Annotated in this window: 20 protein-coding genes; 13 read left to right on the forward strand and 7 right to left on the reverse strand. The window is 71.8% G+C overall.

From position 1 onward, the window contains the following. Positions 1-193: 193 nt before the first annotated feature. Positions 194-1,336 (reverse strand): DUF1648 domain-containing protein, encoded by a 1,143-nt coding sequence (locus ACFQWG_RS11955; RefSeq protein ID WP_380975611.1) that lies wholly within the window; start codon positions 1,334-1,336, stop codon positions 194-196. After that, on the reverse strand, positions 1,333-1,782 hold the full coding sequence (locus ACFQWG_RS11960; RefSeq protein WP_291497296.1) for a GntR family transcriptional regulator: 450 nt from the start codon (positions 1,780-1,782) through the stop codon (positions 1,333-1,335). The genes ACFQWG_RS11955 and ACFQWG_RS11960 overlap by 4 nt, the downstream gene beginning before the upstream one ends. Before the next feature lie 348 nt (positions 1,783-2,130). Between ACFQWG_RS11960 and ACFQWG_RS11965 the strand changes: the two genes are divergently transcribed. From ACFQWG_RS11965 to ACFQWG_RS11990, 6 genes are all read left to right on the forward strand, one after another. Beyond that, positions 2,131-3,003 carry an ABC transporter ATP-binding protein gene (locus tag ACFQWG_RS11965; protein ID WP_380975614.1) on the forward strand — a complete coding sequence of 291 codons (873 nt, stop codon included), beginning with the start codon at positions 2,131-2,133 and terminating at the stop codon, positions 3,001-3,003. Next, positions 3,000-4,328 (forward strand): ABC transporter permease, encoded by a 1,329-nt coding sequence (locus tag ACFQWG_RS11970; RefSeq protein WP_380975616.1) that lies wholly within the window; start codon positions 3,000-3,002, stop codon positions 4,326-4,328. The genes ACFQWG_RS11965 and ACFQWG_RS11970 overlap by 4 nt, the downstream gene beginning before the upstream one ends. A gap of 284 nt (positions 4,329-4,612) precedes the next feature. After that, the gene (locus tag ACFQWG_RS11975) at positions 4,613-6,004 is read left to right on the forward strand and encodes an NAD-dependent succinate-semialdehyde dehydrogenase (RefSeq protein WP_380975618.1); all 1,392 of its coding nucleotides are present in this window, start codon (positions 4,613-4,615) and stop codon (positions 6,002-6,004) included. A gap of 259 nt (positions 6,005-6,263) precedes the next feature. After that, complete coding sequence (locus ACFQWG_RS11980) at positions 6,264-8,744, forward strand: hypothetical protein (protein ID WP_380975620.1); 2,481 nt, start codon at positions 6,264-6,266, stop codon at positions 8,742-8,744. Positions 8,745-8,812: 68 nt separating this feature from the next. Beyond that, on the forward strand, positions 8,813-10,501 hold the full coding sequence (locus ACFQWG_RS11985; protein WP_380975622.1) for an ABC transporter ATP-binding protein/permease: 1,689 nt from the start codon (positions 8,813-8,815) through the stop codon (positions 10,499-10,501). Then, positions 10,498-12,432 (forward strand): amino acid ABC transporter ATP-binding/permease protein, encoded by a 1,935-nt coding sequence (locus ACFQWG_RS11990; RefSeq protein ID WP_380975624.1) that lies wholly within the window; start codon positions 10,498-10,500, stop codon positions 12,430-12,432. The genes ACFQWG_RS11985 and ACFQWG_RS11990 overlap by 4 nt, the downstream gene beginning before the upstream one ends. A gap of 25 nt (positions 12,433-12,457) precedes the next feature. On the opposite strand, the gene ACFQWG_RS11995 is transcribed toward ACFQWG_RS11990, so the two are convergent. The 3 genes from ACFQWG_RS11995 to ACFQWG_RS12005 form a co-directional block, all read right to left on the reverse strand. Next, positions 12,458-13,237 carry an amino acid ABC transporter ATP-binding protein gene (locus ACFQWG_RS11995; RefSeq protein ID WP_380975625.1) on the reverse strand — a complete coding sequence of 260 codons (780 nt, stop codon included), beginning with the start codon at positions 13,235-13,237 and terminating at the stop codon, positions 12,458-12,460. Then, entirely contained in the window at positions 13,234-14,061 is an 828-nt protein-coding gene (locus ACFQWG_RS12000) for an amino acid ABC transporter permease (RefSeq protein WP_380976332.1), read from the reverse strand. Before ACFQWG_RS12000 ends, ACFQWG_RS11995 begins: the two co-directional genes overlap by 4 nt. Before the next feature lie 158 nt (positions 14,062-14,219). After that, positions 14,220-15,104, reverse strand: a complete 885-nt coding sequence (locus ACFQWG_RS12005) for an ABC transporter substrate-binding protein (protein WP_380975627.1) — start codon at positions 15,102-15,104, stop codon at positions 14,220-14,222. A 143-nt stretch (positions 15,105-15,247) separates the two neighbouring features. On the opposite strand from ACFQWG_RS12005, the gene ACFQWG_RS12010 reads away from it, so the two are divergent. Then, positions 15,248-16,135: a Cof-type HAD-IIB family hydrolase gene (locus ACFQWG_RS12010; RefSeq protein WP_380975629.1), complete on the forward strand. Its 888-nt coding sequence runs from the start codon at positions 15,248-15,250 to the stop codon at positions 16,133-16,135. 20 nt (positions 16,136-16,155) lie between these two features. Here the strand turns inward: ACFQWG_RS12010 and ACFQWG_RS12015 are convergent, their stop codons facing one another. Next, positions 16,156-16,989: a hypothetical protein gene (locus tag ACFQWG_RS12015; RefSeq protein WP_380975631.1), complete on the reverse strand. Its 834-nt coding sequence runs from the start codon at positions 16,987-16,989 to the stop codon at positions 16,156-16,158. 162 nt (positions 16,990-17,151) lie between these two features. Between ACFQWG_RS12015 and ACFQWG_RS12020 the strand changes: the two genes are divergently transcribed. Together ACFQWG_RS12020 and ACFQWG_RS12025 are read left to right on the forward strand one after the other, a co-directional pair. Continuing rightward, positions 17,152-17,673 (forward strand): peptidylprolyl isomerase, encoded by a 522-nt coding sequence (locus tag ACFQWG_RS12020; RefSeq protein WP_380975633.1) that lies wholly within the window; start codon positions 17,152-17,154, stop codon positions 17,671-17,673. Positions 17,674-17,765: 92 nt separating this feature from the next. Beyond that, the gene (locus ACFQWG_RS12025; RefSeq protein WP_380975635.1) at positions 17,766-18,617 is read left to right on the forward strand and encodes a rhomboid family intramembrane serine protease; all 852 of its coding nucleotides are present in this window, start codon (positions 17,766-17,768) and stop codon (positions 18,615-18,617) included. Positions 18,618-18,730: 113 nt separating this feature from the next. On the opposite strand, the gene ACFQWG_RS12030 is transcribed toward ACFQWG_RS12025, so the two are convergent. Then, entirely contained in the window at positions 18,731-18,994 is a 264-nt protein-coding gene (locus ACFQWG_RS12030; protein WP_380975637.1) for a cell division protein CrgA, read from the reverse strand. A 131-nt stretch (positions 18,995-19,125) separates the two neighbouring features. On the opposite strand from ACFQWG_RS12030, the gene ACFQWG_RS12035 reads away from it, so the two are divergent. The 4 genes from ACFQWG_RS12035 to ACFQWG_RS12050 are packed head-to-tail and all read left to right on the forward strand — an operon-like array spanning position 19,126 to position 21,551. Beyond that, positions 19,126-19,905, forward strand: coding sequence for a DUF881 domain-containing protein (locus ACFQWG_RS12035; RefSeq protein ID WP_380975639.1), 780 nt, complete (start codon positions 19,126-19,128; stop codon positions 19,903-19,905). Continuing rightward, positions 19,898-20,644, forward strand: coding sequence for a class E sortase (locus ACFQWG_RS12040; RefSeq protein WP_380975641.1), 747 nt, complete (start codon positions 19,898-19,900; stop codon positions 20,642-20,644). Before ACFQWG_RS12035 ends, ACFQWG_RS12040 begins: the two co-directional genes overlap by 8 nt. A gap of 35 nt (positions 20,645-20,679) precedes the next feature. After that, complete coding sequence (locus ACFQWG_RS12045) at positions 20,680-20,841, forward strand: hypothetical protein (protein ID WP_380975643.1); 162 nt, start codon at positions 20,680-20,682, stop codon at positions 20,839-20,841. Continuing rightward, complete coding sequence (locus tag ACFQWG_RS12050) at positions 20,838-21,551, forward strand: anthranilate synthase component II (RefSeq protein ID WP_380975645.1); 714 nt, start codon at positions 20,838-20,840, stop codon at positions 21,549-21,551. Before ACFQWG_RS12045 ends, ACFQWG_RS12050 begins: the two co-directional genes overlap by 4 nt. The last annotated feature ends 1 nt before the right edge of the window (position 21,552 follow it).

Consider the following 21,552-nt stretch of genomic DNA (forward strand, 5'->3'; position numbering starts at 1 on the left):
CGGTGGTGGTGTCGGGCATGGTTCCTCCTCTTGTCCGAGCACATTCTCACACCTCAGAGCCCGACGGGCTCAGGGGATCAGGCCCGTGAGGACCGCGCCGGGACGGGCGTCTGCCATCGAGTCGAGGGTTTCCCGCCGAGCCGTGGAGTTCGCGCCGGCGCACGGGGCATTGGCCGCCGTCCGGAGCCCGCCGTCAGATCCCCGCGACCAGAATCCCGACCGTCAGCCCGAGCAGCACCAGCAGCAGGACCGCCATGAGGCCCAGTCCCCACGGGTTGCCCAGATTGATGTCGTAGCCGACGCCTGCGCGGCGCGGGACGAAGAACGACGGGTCGTCGCGGTTGATGTAGAGGAGGCCGCCCCACCACAGGTGGTCGTCGTCGGGGGTCTCGGTGCCGTCCGTCGCCGGCGCCGCTTCCTCCTCGACGCGCCGACGAGGGCGACGCTGCGCTGCGCGTACCGGCTCCCGGCGGATGCGGGCGGCGAGGACGTAGGACGCGGCGATGACGACGACCAGCAGCGCGATGCCGCCCCATGTGAGGAGGTTCTGGACGACGGCACCCCATCCGAGCACCGGGACCAGGCTCATTCCGGCCAGCATCAGGGCGGTCAGCAGGTTCACCGCGCCCAGGATCTGCTGCACCAGGGCAGCGATCCGGTGCTGCTGGTCGGCCGACAGCTTCCAGTCCCCGCGATGGGGCTGAACCGCCACACGTCCCCGCGAGACCAGGAACGCGACGATCGCCAGTATCGCGGCCAGCGCCACGGCGACCAGTGGCAGCGCGAGGACCGTTCCCCAGCTCTTCGCCGACCAGGCGTCGGCCTGGCCCATCGCGTTCCAGTGAGTGGGATAGGGGTCCGGCAGCAGTGGGTAGCGTGCGGCGGCGACCGCCGGTGCCGCCCCTCCCAGGAGGATCGCCGGCGCATGGAGGCCCCAGATCGGCCGGACCGCCCCGGTGTCCCGCCCGATCGGGGCGGACAGGCGGACCGGCACATCCCGGTACCAGTGCCGGGACTGCTTGGCCGCGGTGATCGCTCGGCGGGTGCCGATCCAGGCGCCCGTACAGGCGGCGATCAGGCCGATGGCGAGGACCAGGAGCGCGCCGACCGTGTGCCAGGGGATCGTGACCGCAAGAGCGACGATGGTCAGACCGGCGCACCACAGACGGAAGCGGCGGACGGCGTCCCGCACCACGGGAGTGTGGATGCGCGAGCTCGGAACGCGGACACCCAGCGGCACTGTGGCGTCCGAGATCGCCGGTGTCAGGGCCATGGTCCCTCCGATCACCGCCAGCATCACCGCGGTCGTCGCCCACAGGAACGCCTGCTCGCTCATCGTGTCTCCCTTCCGTGCCGGTCTCCGGTGCGAGGACCGTTGCCTTCCGTGCCGAGGTCGGTGTCGTGCTCGTTCCCGGCCAGTGCCCTCTGGCAGGCGATCACGACCTGCTCCGCCGTCAGGCCATGGGCACGGCCCTCCTCCAGCAGCGTCGCGAGCCGGGACTCCCAATCCGAGCAGAACGCCGGCGTCGCCGTGTCCAGCGCGGCATCCCCGACCACGAACGTGCCGGACTTCGCGTTGGTGGCGACCAATCCCTCCGAGCGCAGCTGGTCATAGGCGCGCGACACCGTGGCGGGGTTGATCCCGAAGGCGCCGGCCAGGGAGCGCACCGAGGCGAGGGCGTCGCCGCGGCGCAGCTCGCCGCGCCCGATCGCCTCGACGACGCGGTCGCGGATCTGATGGGAGAGGGGCACGGGGGAGAGCGGGTCGAGGGTGAGGTCCATGAAGATCCTTTCTCGCGATCGGTCACCTTATCTGTACTAGTACAGATAGTACAGTCTGCTTCGTCCCGGCGCACCGCGAGGTCCGTTCCAAGGGCCCGCGCGCGGAGGCGCGCGGGCCCGGCTCGGTGAAGCGTCCGCCAACCGTGGACTTCTCACCGAACCGTGGACTTCTCACCGAACCGTGGGGACATGAGACTTCGGTTCGATGGAAACCCCACGGTTCGGCAGGGCGCATCCGGCAGGGAGACTCCGGCAGGGAGAACGGGAGCCGGGGTCAGGGGGATCTCGGGGAACAGACAGGGCATCACCCGATGGCGGGCCGCGTCGGGCGGGCATGACGATGAGGGCATGACAGATCCGGATCTCATCGCATATGCGCGCGGGCAGGCGTCCGCACAGAACCCGGCGCCCACCGGCGCACCCGCCCCGCTCCCCGACGGCTCGGGCATCGCCGTGGCCGGGCTGGTCAAGCAGTACCGGCGGGGACAGCAGACGGTCACGGCGCTCGCGGGCGTCGATCTGGCGCTCCCGCGGGGCGCGCAGGTGGCGATCATGGGACCGTCGGGCTCCGGCAAGACGACGCTGCTCCACTGCATCGCCGGCATCCTGCGCCCGACCTCGGGGTCGATCGTCATCGAGGGCGCGCAGATCGCAGGCCTGTCGGAGAAGGCCCTCTCCGCCCTGCGCCTGGCCCGTTTCGGCTTCGTCTTCCAGGACGGCCAGCTGCTGCCCGAGCTCTCCGCGGCGGAGAACGTCGCCCTGCCCCTCATGCTGGCCGGACGCCCGCGCGCCGAGGCAACCGGACGCGCCCAGCAGGTCATGGCCATGCTCGGCATCGTGGAGCTGGGCCCCCACCGCCCCGGGCAGCTCTCCGGCGGGCAGGCCCAGCGCGTCGCCATCGCGCGGGCGCTGGTCGCCAGACCGCAGGTCGTCTTCGCGGACGAGCCCACCGGGGCTCTCGACCAGACGACGGGCCACGAGGTGATGAGCGTCCTCACCGGCGCATGCCGCGCGACGGGCGCGACGCTGCTGTTGGTCACCCACGATCCCGGTGTCGCCTCGTGGTTCCCGCAGGTCATCCGCGTCCAGGATGGCCGGGTGCTCGCCGCCGGCGCCCCCGTCGCGCCGCAGGCTCCCGCGCCGCAGCGATCCCCGCAGATGACGCAGCAGACGTCGTCCCCGTCCTCCGGGTCCACGCATCCCCGGGGAGCCGCGCGATGAGGGCGACGCTGGTCGGGACGCGCGTCCTCCTGCGCAGCCGGGACCGGGCGACGACCGTCCTCACCGTGGCGGCCTTCGCCCTCCCCCACGCGGTCCTCCTGGCCGTCGTCGGCGGAGTGCAAGCCTTCTTCGAGCGATCCCAGGCGCCGCGCGACGCGCTGGAGTCCGAGGAGTTCTACCTGTTCCTCGCCTGTTTCGCCGGTGTGCTCATCATCGTCCCCGTCCTCAGCATGGGGGCTGCGGCCGCCCGGCTGGGACTCTCGCGACGTGCCCGGGATCTGGCCGTGCTGCGCCTCCTGGGCCTGCCCCCGGTCCGGGCGAAGGCCGCCGCCGTCCTCGAGACCACGATCCTGGCGGCCGCCGGCGTCGTCGGGGGATCCGCGCTCTACGGCCTCACGCTTCCGACCTGGCAGACGATCCGCTTCCAGGGACACCCCATGACGCCCTCGGAGATGTGGACGGGTCCCGGACTGCTGGCCGCCGCGGCCGCCCTGATGGTGGTGCTCGCCGCCGTGTCGTCCTGGTTCGGCATGCGTCGCGTGGCGATCACCCCGCTGGGCGTCGCCAGGCGGAGCGATCCGCACCGCGTCTCGCCGGCCGGGGCGGTGCTGGCCGTGGTCGTCATCGTCGCGTGGCTGGGTCCCGTCCAAATGATCGCCGGAGTCGGTCCGGCGGCGGTGATGGCCATCCTGCTGGGGTTCCTCGCGGTGGTCCTCGCCCTGGTCAACGCCGTCGGCTCGTGGGCGATCGGGGTGCTGGGCCGTGTGATGGCCAGCCGCGCCCGCACTCCGCAGATGCTGGTGGCCGGGCGCCGCATCGCCGACGACCCCCGCAGCGTCTGGCGCTCATTCGGGGCGGTGGCCCTGGTCGGGTTCATCGTCGGCGTGCTCTTCCCGATGTTCTCCATCATCGGGTCGGGGACGGGCGGGGGCGACGACGCGGTCATGATGGGCGACATCGGCACCGGGATGCTGCTCACCCTGGGTATCACGGTGGTCCTGGCGGCCGTCTCCACGGCCGTCAACCAGTCGATCCGCGTCATCGACGGGGTTCCCGAGACCCTGGCCCTGGTCCGCACCGGCGCGCCCACGCGGTTCCTGGACCGCTCCCGCCGCCTCGAGGTCGGCGTCCCCGCCGTCACCCTCATCTGCGGGTCCGTGGCGCTGGGCCTGCTGTTCATCTCCCCGATGCTCTCGATCGGCGGAGCGGCAGGTCCCTTCGTCGCCGTCGCCGGGTTCACGGTCATCGGCATCGCGGTGATCTTGACGGCCTCGGAGACCACCCGCCCCCTGCGCTCGCGGCTGCTGCGCGAGGCCGCCGCCTGAGTCGTCCGTCCCCCTGCCCGCCGGACGCGCCCGGCGGGGACGAGGGCGTCCCGGCTGGGCTGGGACGGGCTCCGCCCGGTCGCCGGGTCGGCGACGCGGAAGTGTGACGAGGGGATCACGAACTTCGCTGGCTGGGACTTTGGTCCGGACCTATTGTTGCCGTGGCAACAAAAGAATGGGTGTTCCGGAGAGCCGGCGTCTCGTCGACTGAGCGCCGCCGGGGGCCGCCGCGGCACCGACGTCTCCCCGCTCTGGGTCATTCCGACGACAAAGGAGCGTTCATCGTGGGTTACGCCACCACCAATCCCTACACCGGTGAGGTCGTCGCGACCTTCCCCACCGCCACGTCCGAGGAGATCGACGCCGCTATCGCGCGCGCCGACTCGGCCTTCCAGGACTGGAAGACCACTCCGGTGCGCGATCGCGCCGGGCTCCTCCAGAAGGCGGCCGACCTGCTGAGGGGGGACAGCCGTCGCTATGCGGAGATCCTCACCCTGGAGATGGGCAAGCTCATCGGCGAGGCCGAGGCCGAGGTCGAGCTGTCGGCCGCGATGTTCGAGTACTACGCCCGCGCCAGCGAGCAGCTGCTGGCTCCGCGCTACCTGCCGGTCCGCGGTCTGGGCGACACGGACGCCGCACTGGTCGATGAGCCGATGGGCGTCATCTTCACCGTCGAGCCGTGGAACTTCCCGTACTACCAGATCGTGCGCACCCTGGCCCCGCAGCTGGCGGCCGGCAACGTCGTCCTGCTCAAGCACGCCTCGAACGTGCCGCAGTCGGCGGCGGCCATCGAGGAGCTCATGCGGAGGGCGGGGGCGCCCGAAGGGCTGTTCACCAACATCTACGCCTCCCATGAGGCCTCCGAGCAGATCCTGGCGGACCCGCGGGTCCGCGGAGTGGCCCTCACCGGGTCGGAGGAGGCGGGCGCCTCGATCGCCTCCATCGCGGCGAGGAACCTCAAGAAGTCCACGCTGGAGCTCGGCGGGGCGGATGCGTTCATCGTCCTGGAGGACGCCGACGTCGAGAAGGCGGCCCGGTGGGCCGTGATCGGACGGCACTGGAACGGCGGCCAGGTGTGCGTGAACTCCAAGCGGCTCATCGTCGTGGACGCCGTGTACGACCGGTTCCTGGAGGCATACAAGAAGGGCGTGGCGGCGCTGGCGGCCGGCGATCCGATGGACCCGGCGACGACGCTGGCGCCGCTGTCCTCGCAGAAGGCGGCCGACGACCTGGCGCGGCTGGTGCTCCGCGCCGCGGAGGAGGGCGTCACGGTGGAGGAGATCGGGGCGCCCGTGCCCGAGCGGGGCGCGTTCGTGCGCCCCACGCTGCTCACCGACATCCCGTTGGGCTCCGACACGGCGAAGACGGAGTTCTTCGGTCCCGTCACCCAGCTGTACCGGGCGGTGGACGAGGATGACGCGGTGCGCATCGCGAACGCCTCGCCCTTCGGCCTGGGCGGGTCCGTGTTCTCCAACGATGTGGCCCGCGCCCAGCGCGTCGCCCGCCGGCTGGACACCGGCATGGTCTACATCAACCAGCCCACGGGCGTGAAGGCGGACCTGCCCTTCGGCGGCGTCAAGCGCTCCGGGTACGGGCACGAGCTGACGGACCTGGGGCTCAAGGAATTCGTCAACGAGAAGCTGGTCGTCGTCCGCGACATCGACGACGCCTTCTGACAGCGCCTCGACGGCTCAGCCGCCCCGCATCGCCCCGCGCCAGGCCACCCGGCCGACGCGGGGCGATGTGATGGGCGGCACCTTTTTGCCTGCGTCCAGATACTTGAGACCTTAGGAGTGCCTCACCTAGCCTGAGTGAGGCAAGCCTTTCCTACAGTCTGTCAGATCGAGAGGATCCGGCTGCGGGGACAGCCTGCCACCAATGCGAGTCTGAACTGGGCGGACGCCCAGGCCTGAGGGGAGAGCTGTGCTGCGAATCATGAATCGCGACACGTCGGGCGCACCGACGCCAACCGGTCGCAGACGGGGAAGAGCATGGGCCGCGGGGACGGCCATCCTGGCGATCGGGGGGACGGCGATGGCGGCAGGTCCCGCTGCCGTCGCCGCGGATGCCTCGTACACCGTGGACGACGCGACCTTCCAGTGGGGGGTGAATGCGGAGTCGGGGGGCGGCGCGTACTTCGGGGGATGCAACTTCCTGTCCGCCGGCGAGGCCGGGGACGCGGGGGGATCCGGCCTGTGGGCGGAGGACGCGGGTCTCTATGCCACGCAGGACGGCAATGTCACGGTGCTCAAACCGAATGCGGACGGGGACCTGGTGGAGCCCACATGGACGACGAAGTGCCAGAACCGGTATGGGACGACTATCAACGGGAAGACAGCCGGTCTGACGATCACGGGCTCCGGGGCGACGGCCGGCCAGCCGACGTATTCGGAGAATGTGGTGCGGATCGCGGGCGGGTCGGGGACCTTGGATCCCTCGACGGACTCGGCTCATATCGAGTGGGACGGATCCTTCACCATCGTCTACTACGGGGGGATGACCTACTGGAGCATCTCGGATCCGGTCCTCGACGTCGAGAACGGGACCGGGACCATCACGGGCACGGCCTCGGGGATCGGGGCGAGCATGGACGACCCGACGCGGTGGGAGCCGCTGGAGTCGATGGAGGACATGCATCTGGCGGATCTCAGCGGTGTCGAGGTCGGCGAGTCGGGGATCGAGGTGACGCCGGACTTCCTGGGGGTGTCGGTGCCCGATGAGATCGATGGGCGCAATTCGCAGGCGGAGAGGACATCGGCGAACGAGTCGTGGTGGGGGGCGTTCCCGGCATCGTGGCTGGAGTTCAACACGCGCACGCAGCAGGACTCGTACTGGTACACGTCCGATGGCGGCGCCAAGACGATCCAGCCGCGCAAACCCGCCGCCCTCATCAGCATCTCGGTCCCCGACCGGCCGCAGGTGAGTGTGACCCCCGCGGCCGCCTCCCCCGGAGCCTCGGTGAGGGTCTCCGGCGGGACCATGTCCGCCCGCGCGGCCTACACCGTCGAACTGGCGGGTCCGGGCGAGTCCGGCGCGGTGGTCGCCGGTCCGGTGACGGCCACGGCCGACGAGTCCGGCGCGTTCTCCCTGGATCTCACGGTGCCCGAGGGCGCCGCCGAGGGCTCCTACCGGGTCCGGGTCCTCGATTCCGACGGGAACCTGACGGCATCGGCTGACCTGGAGGTCGAGGCCGCCGCGCCCCCGGTGGACCCGGACGGGGACGACGACGATGACGATGACGGCGACGGATCCTCGCTGCTGGGCACCTCGGTGAACAACGTGGTCTTCCGGTGGGGGATGAACGACGAGACGAACTCGAAGTCCTTCTACGGGTCGTGCAACTACCTCTCGGCCGGGCTCGCCGGGAACTCAGGGTCGGCGCGCGTGTGGTCCGCCTCCGATGTGGGCGCCCTGTACCGGGCGAGCGACGGCAATGTCAGCATCCAGAAGCCCGACGCGAATGGGACCTGGGTCCAGGCGAGCTGGGACACGCGCTGCCTCGACCGCGACGGGAACGCCGTCACCCTGGGGTGGCGCGAGGACGGCCGGGCCGTCAACACGGAGTCCCAGGTCGTCATCGCCGGCGGCACGGGCACGATCGGCGAGGACGGCTCCGTGGACATCCAGTGGACGGGATCGTGGACCGTCGCCTACTACGACGGAATGACCTACTGGTCGGTGAGCGATCCGGAGCTCACACTCGACGCCCAGGGCGACGGCCAGGTCACGGCCACGGCCTCCGGGTTCGGCACCGACATGGACGACACCTCCAAGTGGGAGACGCTGCGCTCAACCACGATCGTCCTGGCGGATCTGTCCGGGGTGGACGTGGTCGAGGCCGCGCAATCGCACGGCTTCACGCAGGATCCGGACTACCTGGGCGTCACGATCGACGACGCTGGCGGGCGCAACGAGCAGGCCTCCCCGACCGGCTCCAACAAAGAGTACTGGGGGTCCTTCCCGCAGTCCTTCATCGACTTCCAGGTGCTGACCGGGCAGTCCTCCTACTGGTACACCTCCGACGGGCAGCGGGACCGGGCGAAGGTCGCGTCGCCCCTGTCCGTGGCCTATGACGGCGTCTACTCGGTGGCCGTCCCCGAGGGATCCCAGGCGGCGTCCTCCTCGCCGGCCGCGACGACGCGCACCTCGACGGCGGCGGGCGGGAAGACCCAGGCGGCGACCGGAGCCTCCCCGTCCGCCTCCGCCGCCCAGTCCGGGGGCGCCCAGTCCGGGGACGACGGCGCCGCCTTCTCCGCCGCCGCGGACACCGGCCGCCGGGACGGCGCCGGGCGAATCGCCCTGGGCGCCGGATCCATCGCACTGGCCTCCGGCGCTCCGCTGGCGCTCGCATGGCTGATCCGGCGCAGACTGGAGTTGGATCCTGCGGTCGAGCTCTCACGTCGAGGTATGAAGTGACACGACGTCAGAAACTGAGTTAGGCTCGCCTAAGGTTCTTCTGACGTGGCGTGTGAGCGGAGGTCTCGGTGAGCAAACCGGTCGTGGTGGCGCTGTCCCTGGGGTCATCCCTCGCCCTGGCGGCGACCTATCTGGCGATCGGGCGCGGCGTCGAGGACATCGCGTCCGCGCGGGGGCTGGGAGCCGGCACCGTGGCGGCGGGCCTGCTCGCCGCGGCGGCCTCGGCGCTGTGCGCGCACGCGTCCTCGCGGCTGACGGGCCGGGCCCAGGCCGAGACCGAACCCGGGCTGCGCCGCAGCGTCGTCTCCCACGTCTTCGCCCTGGGCCCCGCCGAGCGCACCCACGAGCGCACCGGGCGCGTCGTCTCCTCCGCGACGGACGGCGTCGAGCGCTCGAGCGCCTACTCCGCGACCTTCCTCGCGCCGATGATCGCCTCCCTGCTCACCCCGCTGCTCGTGGTGCTCCTGATCGCTGCTGCCATCGACCCGCTGGCCGGCGGCTTGCTCGCGATCTCCGTGCCGCTGGTCCCCGCCAGCATCTGGGCCTTCCAGCTGGCCTTCCGCACCGTGTCGAGCCAGTACCGGGGGGCGTCGCGGGCGCTGGCCGCCCAGGAGCTCGATGCCATCCAGGGGCTCTCCGCCCTGTCCCTGCTCAACGCGGGCGGGCCGATGGGCCGGCGCCTGGCCCAGGCGGCCGAGGACGTCCGCCGCCATGTCATGCGCTATCTCGCGGGCAACCAGCTGGTCCTCCTGGTCGTCGACTCCGTCTTCTCTCTCGGCATGATCACCGGCGCCGTCGGGCTCGCCGCCTGGCGCCTCGACGCCGGGGCGATCACGGTTGGCCAGGCGGTCGCGCTGGTGCTCCTCTCCTCGATCATGCTGGATCCCCTGGACCGCATCGGGCAGTTCTTCTACATCGGCATGGGTGGCATCGCCGCGACCAAGGAGATCCGGCGGTTCCGCGCCGAGGCCCCCGCCGTCGTCGACGCCCCCGGGGTGGAGGAGCCCCCGGACGACGAGGACGCGGCCGGCCGCACGACGGGGACGGCCCCGTCGGGAGGACGCGGCGCCGGCATCCGGTTCGAGGACGTGACCTTCGCCTACGGCGACGCCTCCCCCGTCCTGCGCGACCTCGACATGGACATCGCCCCCGGGCAGAACATCGTGCTCACCGGTCCCTCCGGGGCGGGCAAGACGACACTGGCCTCCCTGGTCCAGGCCACCCGACGCCCGGACGCCGGCCGAGTCCTCATCAGCGGGCACGACCTCACCCGGGTCCCCCTGGCGTGGACACGCGCCCAGATGGGCGTCGTCGCCCAGGACACCTATCTGTTCACCGGGACGCTGCGAGACAACCTGCTCATCGCCGCCCCCGACGCCGACGACGGCCGGCTGCTGGAGGCGCTGCGGGCCGCCCGGCTGGGCGAGCTGCTCGAACGTCTGCCCGATGGTCTGGACACCCGCGTCGGGGAGCGCGGACTGGCGCTGTCGGGAGGCGAGGCGCAGCGCGTGGCCATCGCTCGGGCCCTGCTCAAGGACGCCCCGATCCTGCTCCTGGACGAACCCACCGCCCATGTCGACCTCACCTCCGAGGGGCAGATCCTCGACGCCCTGCGCGAGGCCGCCCACGGACGCACCACGCTGACGATCTCGCACCGCCAGGCCACCATCGAGGACGCCGACCGGCGCCTCGAGATGCGCGGAGGACGCGTCGAGCCGGTGGCTGGCGCCACGGAAACGGAAGGGGAGCAGGCATGACATCGCCCGTCGCCTCACAGGGGCCCGCGGCCCCGTCCTCGTCGATCGGGCAGTCCCCCGCCCGCCCCGCGAGCGGGGCCCCCGGTGGACCCGGGCCGGACATCGCCGCGGAGTCGCGCACCGACCTGGCGCGCCGGCTGCTCCGCGTCGCCCGTCCCGTCATCGCCCCGCTGGGCATCTCGGTGGTGTGCCGCCTGATCGCCCTGCTGCTCGGCGTCGCCCTCTTCGCGGTCGGCGGATGGGCGGTCGCCGGGCGCGCGGGCGGCGAAGCCACCTGGTCCATCGCCGCCACCGTGTGGGTGCTCGTCGCGATGTCGCTGGCCAAGGGCCTCTTCCGCTACCTCGAGCAGTTCTCGGGGCACTACGTGGCGTTCCGCTCCCTCGCCCTGCTGCGCACCTTCTTCTATGACCGGCTCGAACCCCAGGCGCCCGCCGCGACCGAGGGAGAGGACTCCGGGGACCTGTTGTCGCGCGTCACGAAGGACATCGACCGCATCGAGGTCTTCTTCGCCCACACCCTCGCCCCCGGGCTCACCGCGATCGTCGCGCCCCTCCTGGTGCTGTGCTGGCTGGGAGCCTCCGTGTCATGGTGGGCGGCCCTGGTCCTCCTCCCGTTCCTGGTGCTCGTCGGCGGCGTCGTCCCCCGCCTCGGGGAGGCCTCCACCGACCGGGCGGCGCGCCGGATCCGCGCGTCTCGCGGCGAACTCGCCCAGCACGTCACGGACTCCGTCCAGGGCGTGCGCGAGGTCCTGGCCTTCGGCAACCAGGAGGCCCGGCTGGCAGGCATGGCGCGCATCGAGGAGCGCATCGCCGAGGGACAGCAGACATCCTCCCGGGTGGTCTCGGCGCGCCGCGGACTCAACCAGTTCCTCCTCGGCGCCGGAATGGTCGCGATGCTCGCCGTCGCGGCATGGCTCCACGCCCGCGGGGACATCGGCACGGCTCAGGTCGGGCTGGCCCTGGGTACGGCGCTCGGCTCCTTCGCCCCGATGCTGGCCGTCGAGGACTTCGCCGCCGACCTCGATCAGGCCTTCGCCTCGGCCCGGCGCGTCTTCGCGGTCACGGAGCGCCGGCCCCTGGTCGCCGGCCCCGAGGCGCGCGGGCGGGCGGCCGCCGAGTCCGACGGCACCGGAGACGTCCTGGTCGACCACGTGGCCTTCGCCTACCCGCGCCCGGCGGGGGAGGGGACGGACGAGGGCGGGCCCGGCGCATCAGGCCCGGGAGGGCCCTCCCGGCCCGTCGTCCTCCACGATGTCAGCGTGCGCATCCCCGCCGGAAGGACCACGGCCATCGTCGGGGCGTCCGGGTCGGGGAAGTCCACGCTGGCGGCCCTCATCGAGCGGATGTGGGACGTGGACGCGGGCGCGATCCGCCTGGGCGGCGCGGACATCCGCGACCTCGACCTGCACCGCCTGCGTGAACTGGTGGCCTACGCCCCGCAGCGCCCCTACGTCTTCAACGACACCGTGCGCGCGAACCTGCTGCTCGCCCGGCCCGGCGCCACGGACGAGCAGCTCATGCGCGTGTGCCGACAGGTCGGGCTCGCCCGGTTCCTGGCCGACGAGCCCGACGGCCTGGACACCCGGGTCGGCGAGATGGGCGAGCGGCTCTCCGGCGGGCAGCGCCAGCGCCTGGCCCTGGGGCGCGCCCTGCTCCGCGACGCGCCGGTCACGATCCTCGACGAGGCCACCTCCCAGCTGGACCGCGCGACCGAGGCGGAGGTGCTGGCCGGCATCCGCGCCGCCACCGCCGGGCGGACGCTCATCGTCATCGCCCACCGGATCTCCACCGTCGCCGACGCCGACCAGATCGTGGTCCTGGACTCCGGCCGCGTGGTGGAGACCGGCACCTACGCCGAACTGGTGCCCGCCGACGGCCGAGGCCCGGGCGCCCTCGCCTCCCTGGTCCGCCGCGAGGCCCGCCCCGCCTGACCGGGGAGCGGGGACGGAGCGGGGCTCAGCGCAGCACGCGGGCCAGGAACTCCCGGGTCCGGGGCTCGCCCGGGTGGTCGATGACGGACGAGGGCGGCCCCTGTTCGATGATGCGGCCGTGGTCCAGGAACACCACCCGGTCGGCGACCTCCCGGGCGAAGCCGATCTCGTGGGTGGCCATGAGGATCGTGGAACCGGAGCGCTTGAGCTCGCCGATGAGGTCCAGGACCTCGCCGACCAGCACTGGGTCCAGGGCGGAGGTGACCTCGTCGAGCAGGAGCAGCTCCGGCCGGGTGGCCAGCGCCCTCACGATGGCGACGCGCTGCTGCTGGCCGCCGCTCAGCCGGTCCGGGTACTCCTGCGCGCGCGACTCCAGCCCGATGCGAGCCAGCAGCTCGCGCCCCAGGGCCTCGGCCTCCCCGCGCGCCACGTGGTGGACCGCGCGCGCGGCCAGCGTGACATTGTCCAGGACCGTGAGGTGCGGGAACAGGTTGTACTGCTGGAAGACGACGCCGATGCGTGCGCGCACCGCGTCGGCGTCCACACGCGGGTCCGTGATGTCCTCGCCGGAGAGGAGGACCTGCCCGTCGTCGACGCGCTCCAGCAGGTTGACGGCGCGCAGCAGCGTCGACTTGCCGGATCCCGAGGCGCCCAGCATGACGACGACCTCGTGGCGGCGGACCTCCAGGGACAGGCGTCGCAGCACGACGTTGTCGCCGAAGCGTTTGACGACGCCGCGCATCTCCAGGACGGGGACCGCCGGATCGGCCGGGACGCCCTCGTCGGAGGGGCGGACGGCGCTCATACGGCGCCCCCCGTCTGCTCCCGGTCGCGCAGGCGCGCGGAGTACCAGTCGGACAGACGGATGAAGGGCCAGCTCAGCACGACGAACAGGAGGCCCGCGACGACGTAGGGCGTGAAATTGTAGCTGGCGGCCTGCTGGATCTGGGCGGCGCGCACGGCGTCCACGGCGCCCAGCACGGAGATCAGCCCGACGTCCTTCTGCATCGAGATGAAGTCGTTCATCAGGGGCGGCGCCACCTTGCGGACGGCCTGGGGGATGATGACGCGGCGCAGGGCGCCCCAGTGGGACAGGCCCAGGGACCGGGCGGCGGCCCGCTGGGAGGGGTGGACCGCCTCGAGGCCCGCGCGCAGGACCTCCGCCACATAGGAGGAGTACGTGAGGATCAAGGCGATCGTCCCCAGGACGGAGGCGGGGATGACGGAGTCCGTGAGCCCCAGGGCGGGGACGCCGAACCCGACCAGGTACAGGACGATGAGGAAGGGCACGCCGCGGAAGACGTCGGTGTAGGCCGCCGCCAGCATGCGCAGCGGGAAGAACACCGGTCCCCGCAGCGACCGCAGGGTGGCCAGCAGGGTCGCGAGCACCCCGACACCGAGCACGGCGACCGCGAGGATCCGGATGTTCAGCCACATGCCCTCGGCGACCTTGGGGAGGGCGCGGAGGAAATACTCCCCGGAGAAGAAGGTCTGCCGGGTGACCTGCCAGCCCGGGGAATGGGCGAGGACCAGCCAGACGACGCCCGCGAAGGCCAGCGTCGAGACCAGGGAGATGCCGACGGACCGGGCGGTCTGGCGCCGCCGGTAGGAACGGCGGCCGAGCTCGATGTCGCTGACCCGGTCGAGGTCGTCCGCCGGCCGGCCGGCTGGGCCGGTGTCGGGATCCCGGCGGGCAGCGTCGTCCTCGTCGATCGAGAGGGGACCGGGTTCGGGCGTCACGTAGGCGAGCCTACGCGGTCCGGGTTCTCCCGCGGGAACGGGGGGCGTCACTTGAGGACGGGGACGTCCACGGAGTCGGACAGCCAGGTCTGCTGCAGCCGGTCCAGGGTCCCGTCCTCCCGCAGGGCGTCCACGGCGTCGCTGACCGGCGCGGTGAGCGGGGACCCCTTGGGCAGGACGATCCCGAACTGGTCGCCGCCGGAGGTGTCGGAGAACTGGCCGACGACCACGCCGTCGTCCAGCTCGGCGGAGACCAGGTAGAGCGCGGTGGGCAGATCGACGACGATCGCCTGGACCTGGCCGCCCTTGAGCGCTTGGACGGTGTCCGGGTTGGAGTTGAAGAGGAGCGGGTCGGAGGACAGGTCGACGGAGTCCTCCAGGACGGACAGGCTGGTCGTGCCCGTCTGCACCCCGAAGCTCACGTCCGCCAGGTCCGCCAGCGAGCCGGCGTCGGCCGCCGGGGAGCCCGCGACGGTGACGACGGCCTGGGCGGTGGTGTAGTAGGGGCTGGAGAAGTCGACGGCCTCCTTGCGCTCGTCCGTGATGGAGAACTGCTGGAGGTTGAGGTCCCAGTCCTTCGCGCCGGGGGCGATCGCCGAGTCGAAGGTGCTGCGGGCCCACTCGACGTCGTCCGTGGAGTATCCCAGCTGGTCGGCGACGGCGTAGGCGACGGCCGCCTCGAAGCCCTCGCCCGAGGCCGGATCGTCGTTCTCGACCCAGGGGGAGTATGCGGGCTCGGCCGTGGCGATGGTGAGCTTCCCCGGGGTGACGGTGTCCAGGTCGGCGGGACCGGCCCCCGACGCGGGCTGGCCGGAGGCGTCCCCGGAGGCCGAGGACTCTGCCGACCCTCCGGACGAGCAGCCCGCGAGCCCCAGGGCCAGCGCCAGCGCGGCGCCGCCGACGACGAGTTGGACGCGGGATGAACGGGCCATGGGAACCTCCGGGGACGGCGCGCCGGGACGCGCGGTGTCGGTCGATGTGTCTGCCCCGAGGCTATACCGGGCCGTGCCCGGCCACATCGGGGTCCCGCCGGGCGGACCTGTGTGACGCGCGTGCCGGATGCGACAATCGGGTCATGGCGATCACCCCGGCTCCGCAGACTCCCCCCATCGATCCCCGTACCTGGCCCGCGCCCGAGGACGCCGACGTCCGTCTGGTCGTCACCGACATGGACGGCACGCTGCTGGACGCCGACGGCCGCCTCCCCGAGGGGATCTGGAGAGTGCTCGACGCCTTGGAGGAGCGCGGGATCGCGTTCGTCCCGACCTCCGGGCGCCAGTCCGTCACGCTGAGCCGCATGTTCGCGCCCACGGGGCGGGAGATGACGGTCATCGCGGAGAACGGCGCGGTCATCATGCGCGGGGGCGACCAGCTCTTCGCTGCGCCGCTGGACCCTGAGTCGGTCGCGCAGGCGATCCGCGCCGTGCGGGAGCGGCGGGATCGCGGCGAGGACATCGGGATCGTCGCGGCCTGCGCGCGCACGGCCCTGGTCGAGCGCTCGGATCCGCGCTTCCTCGAGGCGGCCCGCCCCTGCTACAACGAGGTCGCCGTGGTCGGGGACCTCCTGGAGGCGCTGGGCGCGCCGGGGGCGCCGTCCCCGGTCAAGCTGGCGCTCTTCGATTTCACGGATGTCTCCGGGCCGGCCGAGGAGGTCCTGGGCCGTTTCCGGGGGACCCACCAGGTCGTGTTCTCGACCCGGAACTGGGCGGACCTCACGGCGCGAGGCGTGGGCAAGGACCGAGCGGTCGCCGTGCTCCAATCGCGTTTGGGCATCGGGGCCGCTCAGACGGCAGCCTTCGGCGATTACCTCAACGACGTCGGCATGCTGGGAGCCTCCGGCCTGTCCTTCGCGATGGCGAACGCCCATCCGGACGCGCTGGCGGCCGCCCGTTATGTGGCGCCGCCCAACACGCGGGGCGGGGTCCTCACCGTCCTGCGAGCGATCCTCGGGCTGAGGGACTGACCACCGTCGGGGGCGAGGGCTCAGTCCCCGGACGGCTCTCCCGCCGTGTCCTCCTCGGCGTCCCCGGTGGCCTTCTTGGCGGCGCTCCTCGCGCGGCCCGCCTTCCGGGTGGCTGCGGCCTTGACGGTCTGCGCGGCGTCCTCGGCAGCATCTTTCGCGTCCTCGGCGGTGTCCTTCGCAGCGTCCGCCACGTCCCCAGCCGTCTCGGCAGCCGTGTCGACGGCGTCGGCCGCCGCGTCCCCCACGGCGTCGGCGACGTCCTCGGCCGTCTCCGCGGGGGAGTCCGGAACCGGGACGTCCGTCTCGAGGTCGGCCCAGTACTCCTCCGCCCACGGATCCTCGATGGGCCGGCTGCGCTTCCACAGCAGATACCCGACCCCGGCCGCGGACAGACCCAGCGTCGTCCAGCCCAGCGCCTTGGCGGCACGATGCCTCTTGCGCGGCTTGGGACGCGGGGTCGGCGTGGTCAGCGCCCTCGCGGTCTCCTCATAAGCCTGGCGCGCGCGGTCGGTCAGATCCCCCTCCGCGGTGGCGGCGGAGGTCACCGCGGCCGCGGCCTTGTTGACCCGCGGCAGGTAGTCCTCGACGACCTGGCCCTGGATGTCCTCCAGATACGGCTTCGCCCGGTCCGCGGCCTCCTGCGCCCGCCCTGCGGCCTCCTGGAGGTACGGGGTCGCGTGCTCGACGGCGGTGTCGTAGGCCTTCTGCGCTCGCGGGGCCGCCCACTCGAGCCCCTGCTCCGTGAGGTCGACGGCCTTCACCGCAGCCTTTCCGGCCTGCTCGGCGACAGTGTCGCGGAGCCTGAGGGCGCTCGCCTTCAACTGCTCCGGATCGATGTTCGGGGTGGTGGCCATGGTCCCTCCGATTGATGGTGGTCGGGCATTCACGTGTCCGTCGTCCGTGGACACGTATTCACACCCCATTGTGCACCGCCTCGATGTGACGTGCAGCCCATCGGCGCGCCCCCGGGGCTGCCCGGGGGTGCCCCGGCGCCCCGGAGATGGGAGCATGGAGCCATGGAAGCTACCCTGCACACCACACTCGGTGACATCACCGTCGAGCTCTTCCCCGACCACGCGCCCAACACCGTCGCGAACTTCGCGGGCCTCGCCCAGGGGACGCGGGAGTGGACGCATCCCGCGACCGGCCAGAAGATGCAGACCCCGTTGTACGACGGCGTCATCTTCCACCGCGTCATCCCCGGCTTCATGATCCAGGGCGGGGATCCTCTAGGACAGGGCGTGGGCGGGCCCGGCTACGAGTTCAACGACGAGATCCACCCCGAACTCACCTTCAACGAGCCCTACATCCTGGCCATGGCCAACGCCGGGAAGCGCAACGGCCGCGGCACCAACGGCTCCCAGTTCTTCATCACCGTGGCCCCCACGCCGTGGCTGATGGGCAAGCACACGATCTTCGGGCGCGTGAGCGACCAGGCCTCGAGGGGCGTCGTCGACGCCATCGCCGCGGTGCGCACCGGCCGCAACGACAAACCGATCGAGGACGTCACGATCACATCGGTCGACGTCGTCGACTGAGACCGCCGGGATCGGCGAGGGCGGGCACGCCGGCCGCGGGCCGGCGCCGTCCTCGCCGCCGGGAAGGCACACAATCACCGCGTGAGGATCCGATGAGCGACGACATGCCCCGTTACGGGCAGCGGTCCGACCCCGGCGCCGCGCCCGACTGCCCCCGCCATCCCGGCGTGCGGGCGGTCGACTACTGCAAGCGGTGCCACCGTCCGATGTGCGCGCAGTGCCGGGTCCCCACCGAGGTCCGCGCCATCTGCGTCGACTGCGCCCGCGAGAACCGGCTGCGGCGCACGACCCGAACCCCCGTGGTCACCTACGGCATCATCGCCGCATGCGTCGTGCTCTACCTCGTCGGGACGGTCTCGCAGCAGGCGGAACGGGCCTTCGTCTTCGCGCCCGTGCTGGGATACGAGCAGCCGTGGCGGTTCCTGACCACGGCGTTCCTCCATGCCTCGGTGCTCCACATCCTGTTCAACATGCTCGCCTTGTACTGGGTCGGTCGCGCGATCGAGCCGGCGCTGGGGCACTGGCGGTTCGCCGTGCTCTACCTGCTCAGCGCCGTCGGAGGGTCTGCGGCGGTGCTGGCCTGGTGCTTCGTGCAGCCCGCGACATGGATGACGGCGACGGTGGGCGCGTCCGGCGCCGTGTTCGGTCTTTTCGCGGCCGTGTTCGTCCTCCAGCGGACCAGCGGGGCGGACACGACCTCCGTCCTGGTGCTGCTGGCCGTCAACCTGGTGTACGGGTTCATCCAGTCGGGGATCTCCTGGCAGGCCCACCTGGGCGGGCTGCTCACGGGACTGGCCGTCACCTGGGTCTTCGTGCGGCTGGCGCGTCCGCGTCGCGGAGTGACGCCGCGGCGGCAGGAGCAACGGGCAGGCATGGTCGCCGCCCTCATGGCCGTCGCCATGGTCTCCCTGGTGGCCGGGGTGTACACGCTGCTGCTCGCCTGAGGCCCGTGTCGCGGCGCCCGGCGCGAGGCTCGACGCCGCCATCCGGCCAGGAGGGGGTCAGCGCGCTGCTGAGCCTCGCGCCCGGCGCCGGCTTCGCATGGGCGGGCGGGTCCTCACCGCCATTTCAGGGTCATGAGGAATCCGGCCATCATCACGCCGATCCCGATGAGGATGTTCCAACCGTGGATGTTCGGGATGGGGAACTGGCCGCCCGAGATGTAGTAGACCATCAGCCAGATCAGGCCCAGGATCATCAGCGTGATGAAGGTCGGCGCCCACCACCGCGGGCTCAGGGGGATCCCGTCGGTCCAGTTCTTGATGTCGGTGTCCTCGGAGGCGTCCTTGCCGTCCTTCTTCCGCTTCTTCGACTCGGCCACGAAGTATCTCCTGAACAGTCTCGTCGGGACACCGTCCCCGGTCTTTCCGCACTGGTGCGGTGAATGCTGTCCTAGCGTAGTCTCGGAGTCTGGCCGGGCCAAAGCGAGCCCACGGGCTGAAGGAGGGCGCGGTGAGGGGACGGAGACATCCCGCCCCGCGGGTGATCGCCTCCGTTCTGGTGGTGACGGTGGCCTCGGGAACGCTCTTCTCGATCTCCGCCTCCACGACGCGCGACCACGCGGTCCAGGTCGACACGGACCTCGTCGGCCTCGTGCGGCGCGAACAGCAGCTGGTCGAGTCGATGGAGTCCGGCAACGAGGCGCTGCGCGCCGACGTGAAGTCCGCGCTCCAGGCGGCCCAATCGGGACAGGCGGCCCAGCAGTCGGGGACGCCCTCGTCGGGCGCGGCGGTCCCTCCCCTCGGCGCCTCGACGGACCCCGCTGCCCTCACCGTGACGGGACTGGCGAACGTGCCCGTCAACGGGCCCGGCGTGACGGTGACGCTCACGGACGCGCCGGCGGGTTCGGCCGCGGACGGCGTCGATCCGGACTGGCTCGTGGTCCACCAGCAGGACATCGAGGACGTGATGAACGCCCTGTGGTCGGGCGGCGCCGAGGCCATGACGGTGCAGGGCGCGCGGATCACCGCGGGGACGGTGGTGCGGTGCATCGGCAACGTCATCCTCATCGACGGACGGTCGTACTCGCCGCCCTACGAGATCGCCGCGATCGGGGATCCGGACCAGTTGGACGACACGCTGGAGGCCGATCCGCGGATACGGATCTACAAGGAGTACGTGGCACGCTACGGTCTGGGGTGGTCGGTGAAGTCCAGCGACCATCTGGAGTTCGAGGCGGCCTCACAGGAGCCCACGGTGCAGTACGCGCAGGTGATGGAGGATCATGGCTGAACACGTCCGGAACCTTGAGTCCCGGCGCCGATCGGGCGGCGCGGGCGTCGCCGCGGTCGGGGTCGTCGGGGAGCTGCTCATCACGGCGGCGATCGTCCTGGGCCTGTTCGCGTTCTGGCAGCTGTACTGGACCTCATGGCAGGTCGAGGGCCCCCGCGACCAGGCTGTCCAGCAGTTCGAGCAGGACAATCCCGCGTCCTCCCGCACCGTGGGCGAGCGGCACACCGACGCCCCGCCCGTCATCGACCAACCCGCGGACGGCGCCCTCTACGGCGTCATCCACGTGCCCTCCTGGGACTGGATGAAGATCCCGCTGGCCGAGGGCACCAGCGATCAGGTCCTCGACCAGGCTTTCGCCGGGCACTACTCGGAGACCGCCCAGGTCGGGGAGATCGGCAACTTCTCGGTGGCCGCCCACCGCCGCACCTACGGCAACAACTTCCGGCACATCGACCGCCTGGTCGCCGGCGACAAGGTCATCGTGGAGACGGCGGACACCTACTACGTCTACACGGTCGACAACCACGAGATCGTCTCGCCGGACGCCGCATGGGTCATCGCGCCGGTCATCGGCGACCAGACCTTCTCGCAGGTGCCCACCGAACGCTGGATGACGATGACGACGTGCCATCCGGAGTACGGCAACTCCGAGCGCTACATCGTCCACCTGAGGTTCGAGTCGTGGACGCCCAAGGACACGGGCGTCCCCCAGGAACTCGCGGACGAGCCGGCGTCCTGACCCTGGCCCGCGTCTCACGATCGGAGGAGTGCGCAATGTATGGATGGATCTTCCGCCACCTGCCCGGCCCGACATGGCTCAAGGCGGTCGAAGCCCTGGTGCTGGTCGCCGCGGCGGTCCTGGTCCTGTTCCAGTGGGTCTTCCCGTGGGCGCAGGCGTACTGGGACCTGGGGGGAGCCGGGGTGTCCGGACAATGACGCGGATCCTGTGCGTCGACAACTACGACAGCTTCGTGTGGACGATCGTCGGCTATCTGCGCCACCTCGGCGCCGACGTCGACGTGGCTCGCAATGACGCGGTCGACGCCCGATGGTGGGATGGCGCGGGCTCGGCGGGCGCGGGCTCGTCAGATGCTGCCGGGGACGAGGGCGGCGCCGCGCGCGCGTCGGAATGCCCCTATGACGGCGTGCTGATCTCCCCCGGGCCCGGCGACCCCAAAGGGGCGGGCGCCTCGCTGCAGGTCATCGCCGACTGCGCGGAGCGTGGCATCCCGATGCTGGGCGTGTGCCTGGGCCATCAGGCACTGGGCGAGCTCTTCGGCGCGACGGTCGCCCACGCCCCCGAGCTCATGCACGGGAGGACCTCGCAGATCACCCATGACGGCCGGGGCGTGTTCCGCGGCGTCCCCTCGCCGGTGACGGTGACGCGCTACCACTCGCTGGCGGTGGACCCCGCGACGGTCCCCGATGACCTGGAGGTCAGCGCCGCCACCGACACGGGCATCGTCATGGGTCTGCGCCACCGGACGCTGCCGCTGGAGGGGGTGCAGTTCCACCCCGAGTCCGTGCTCACCGAGCACGGGCATCTCATGCTGGGCAATTGGCTCGCGCGGTGCGGAGACGCGGCGGCGCCCGAGCGTGCCGCCGCGCTCGCCCCGATGGTGGCGGACCGCTTGCCCCCGAGGTGAC

The sequence above is a fragment of the Schaalia naturae genome, assembly GCF_042665795.1.
Classification (GTDB): Bacteria; Actinomycetota; Actinomycetes; order Actinomycetales; family Actinomycetaceae; genus Pauljensenia; species Pauljensenia naturae.

Coding starts and splice junctions, on each gene's coding strand:
- ACFQWG_RS11955 (WP_380975611.1), bottom strand. CDS start 1,336: ATGAGCGAGCAGGCGTTCCTGTGGGCGACGACCGCGGTGATGCTGGCG.
- ACFQWG_RS11960 (WP_291497296.1), bottom strand. CDS start 1,782: ATGGACCTCACCCTCGACCCGCTCTCCCCCGTGCCCCTCTCCCATCAG.
- ACFQWG_RS11965 (WP_380975614.1), top strand. CDS start 2,131: ATGACAGATCCGGATCTCATCGCATATGCGCGCGGGCAGGCGTCCGCA.
- ACFQWG_RS11970 (WP_380975616.1), top strand. CDS start 3,000: ATGAGGGCGACGCTGGTCGGGACGCGCGTCCTCCTGCGCAGCCGGGAC.
- ACFQWG_RS11980 (WP_380975620.1), top strand. CDS start 6,264: ATGAATCGCGACACGTCGGGCGCACCGACGCCAACCGGTCGCAGACGG.
- ACFQWG_RS11990 (WP_380975624.1), top strand. CDS start 10,498: ATGACATCGCCCGTCGCCTCACAGGGGCCCGCGGCCCCGTCCTCGTCG.
- ACFQWG_RS11995 (WP_380975625.1), bottom strand. CDS start 13,237: ATGAGCGCCGTCCGCCCCTCCGACGAGGGCGTCCCGGCCGATCCGGCG.
- ACFQWG_RS12005 (WP_380975627.1), bottom strand. CDS start 15,104: ATGGCCCGTTCATCCCGCGTCCAACTCGTCGTCGGCGGCGCCGCGCTG.
- ACFQWG_RS12010 (WP_380975629.1), top strand. CDS start 15,248: ATGGCGATCACCCCGGCTCCGCAGACTCCCCCCATCGATCCCCGTACC.
- ACFQWG_RS12015 (WP_380975631.1), bottom strand. CDS start 16,989: ATGGCCACCACCCCGAACATCGATCCGGAGCAGTTGAAGGCGAGCGCC.
- ACFQWG_RS12020 (WP_380975633.1), top strand. CDS start 17,152: ATGGAAGCTACCCTGCACACCACACTCGGTGACATCACCGTCGAGCTC.
- ACFQWG_RS12025 (WP_380975635.1), top strand. CDS start 17,766: ATGAGCGACGACATGCCCCGTTACGGGCAGCGGTCCGACCCCGGCGCC.
- ACFQWG_RS12040 (WP_380975641.1), top strand. CDS start 19,898: ATGGCTGAACACGTCCGGAACCTTGAGTCCCGGCGCCGATCGGGCGGC.
- ACFQWG_RS12045 (WP_380975643.1), top strand. CDS start 20,680: ATGTATGGATGGATCTTCCGCCACCTGCCCGGCCCGACATGGCTCAAG.
- ACFQWG_RS12050 (WP_380975645.1), top strand. CDS start 20,838: ATGACGCGGATCCTGTGCGTCGACAACTACGACAGCTTCGTGTGGACG.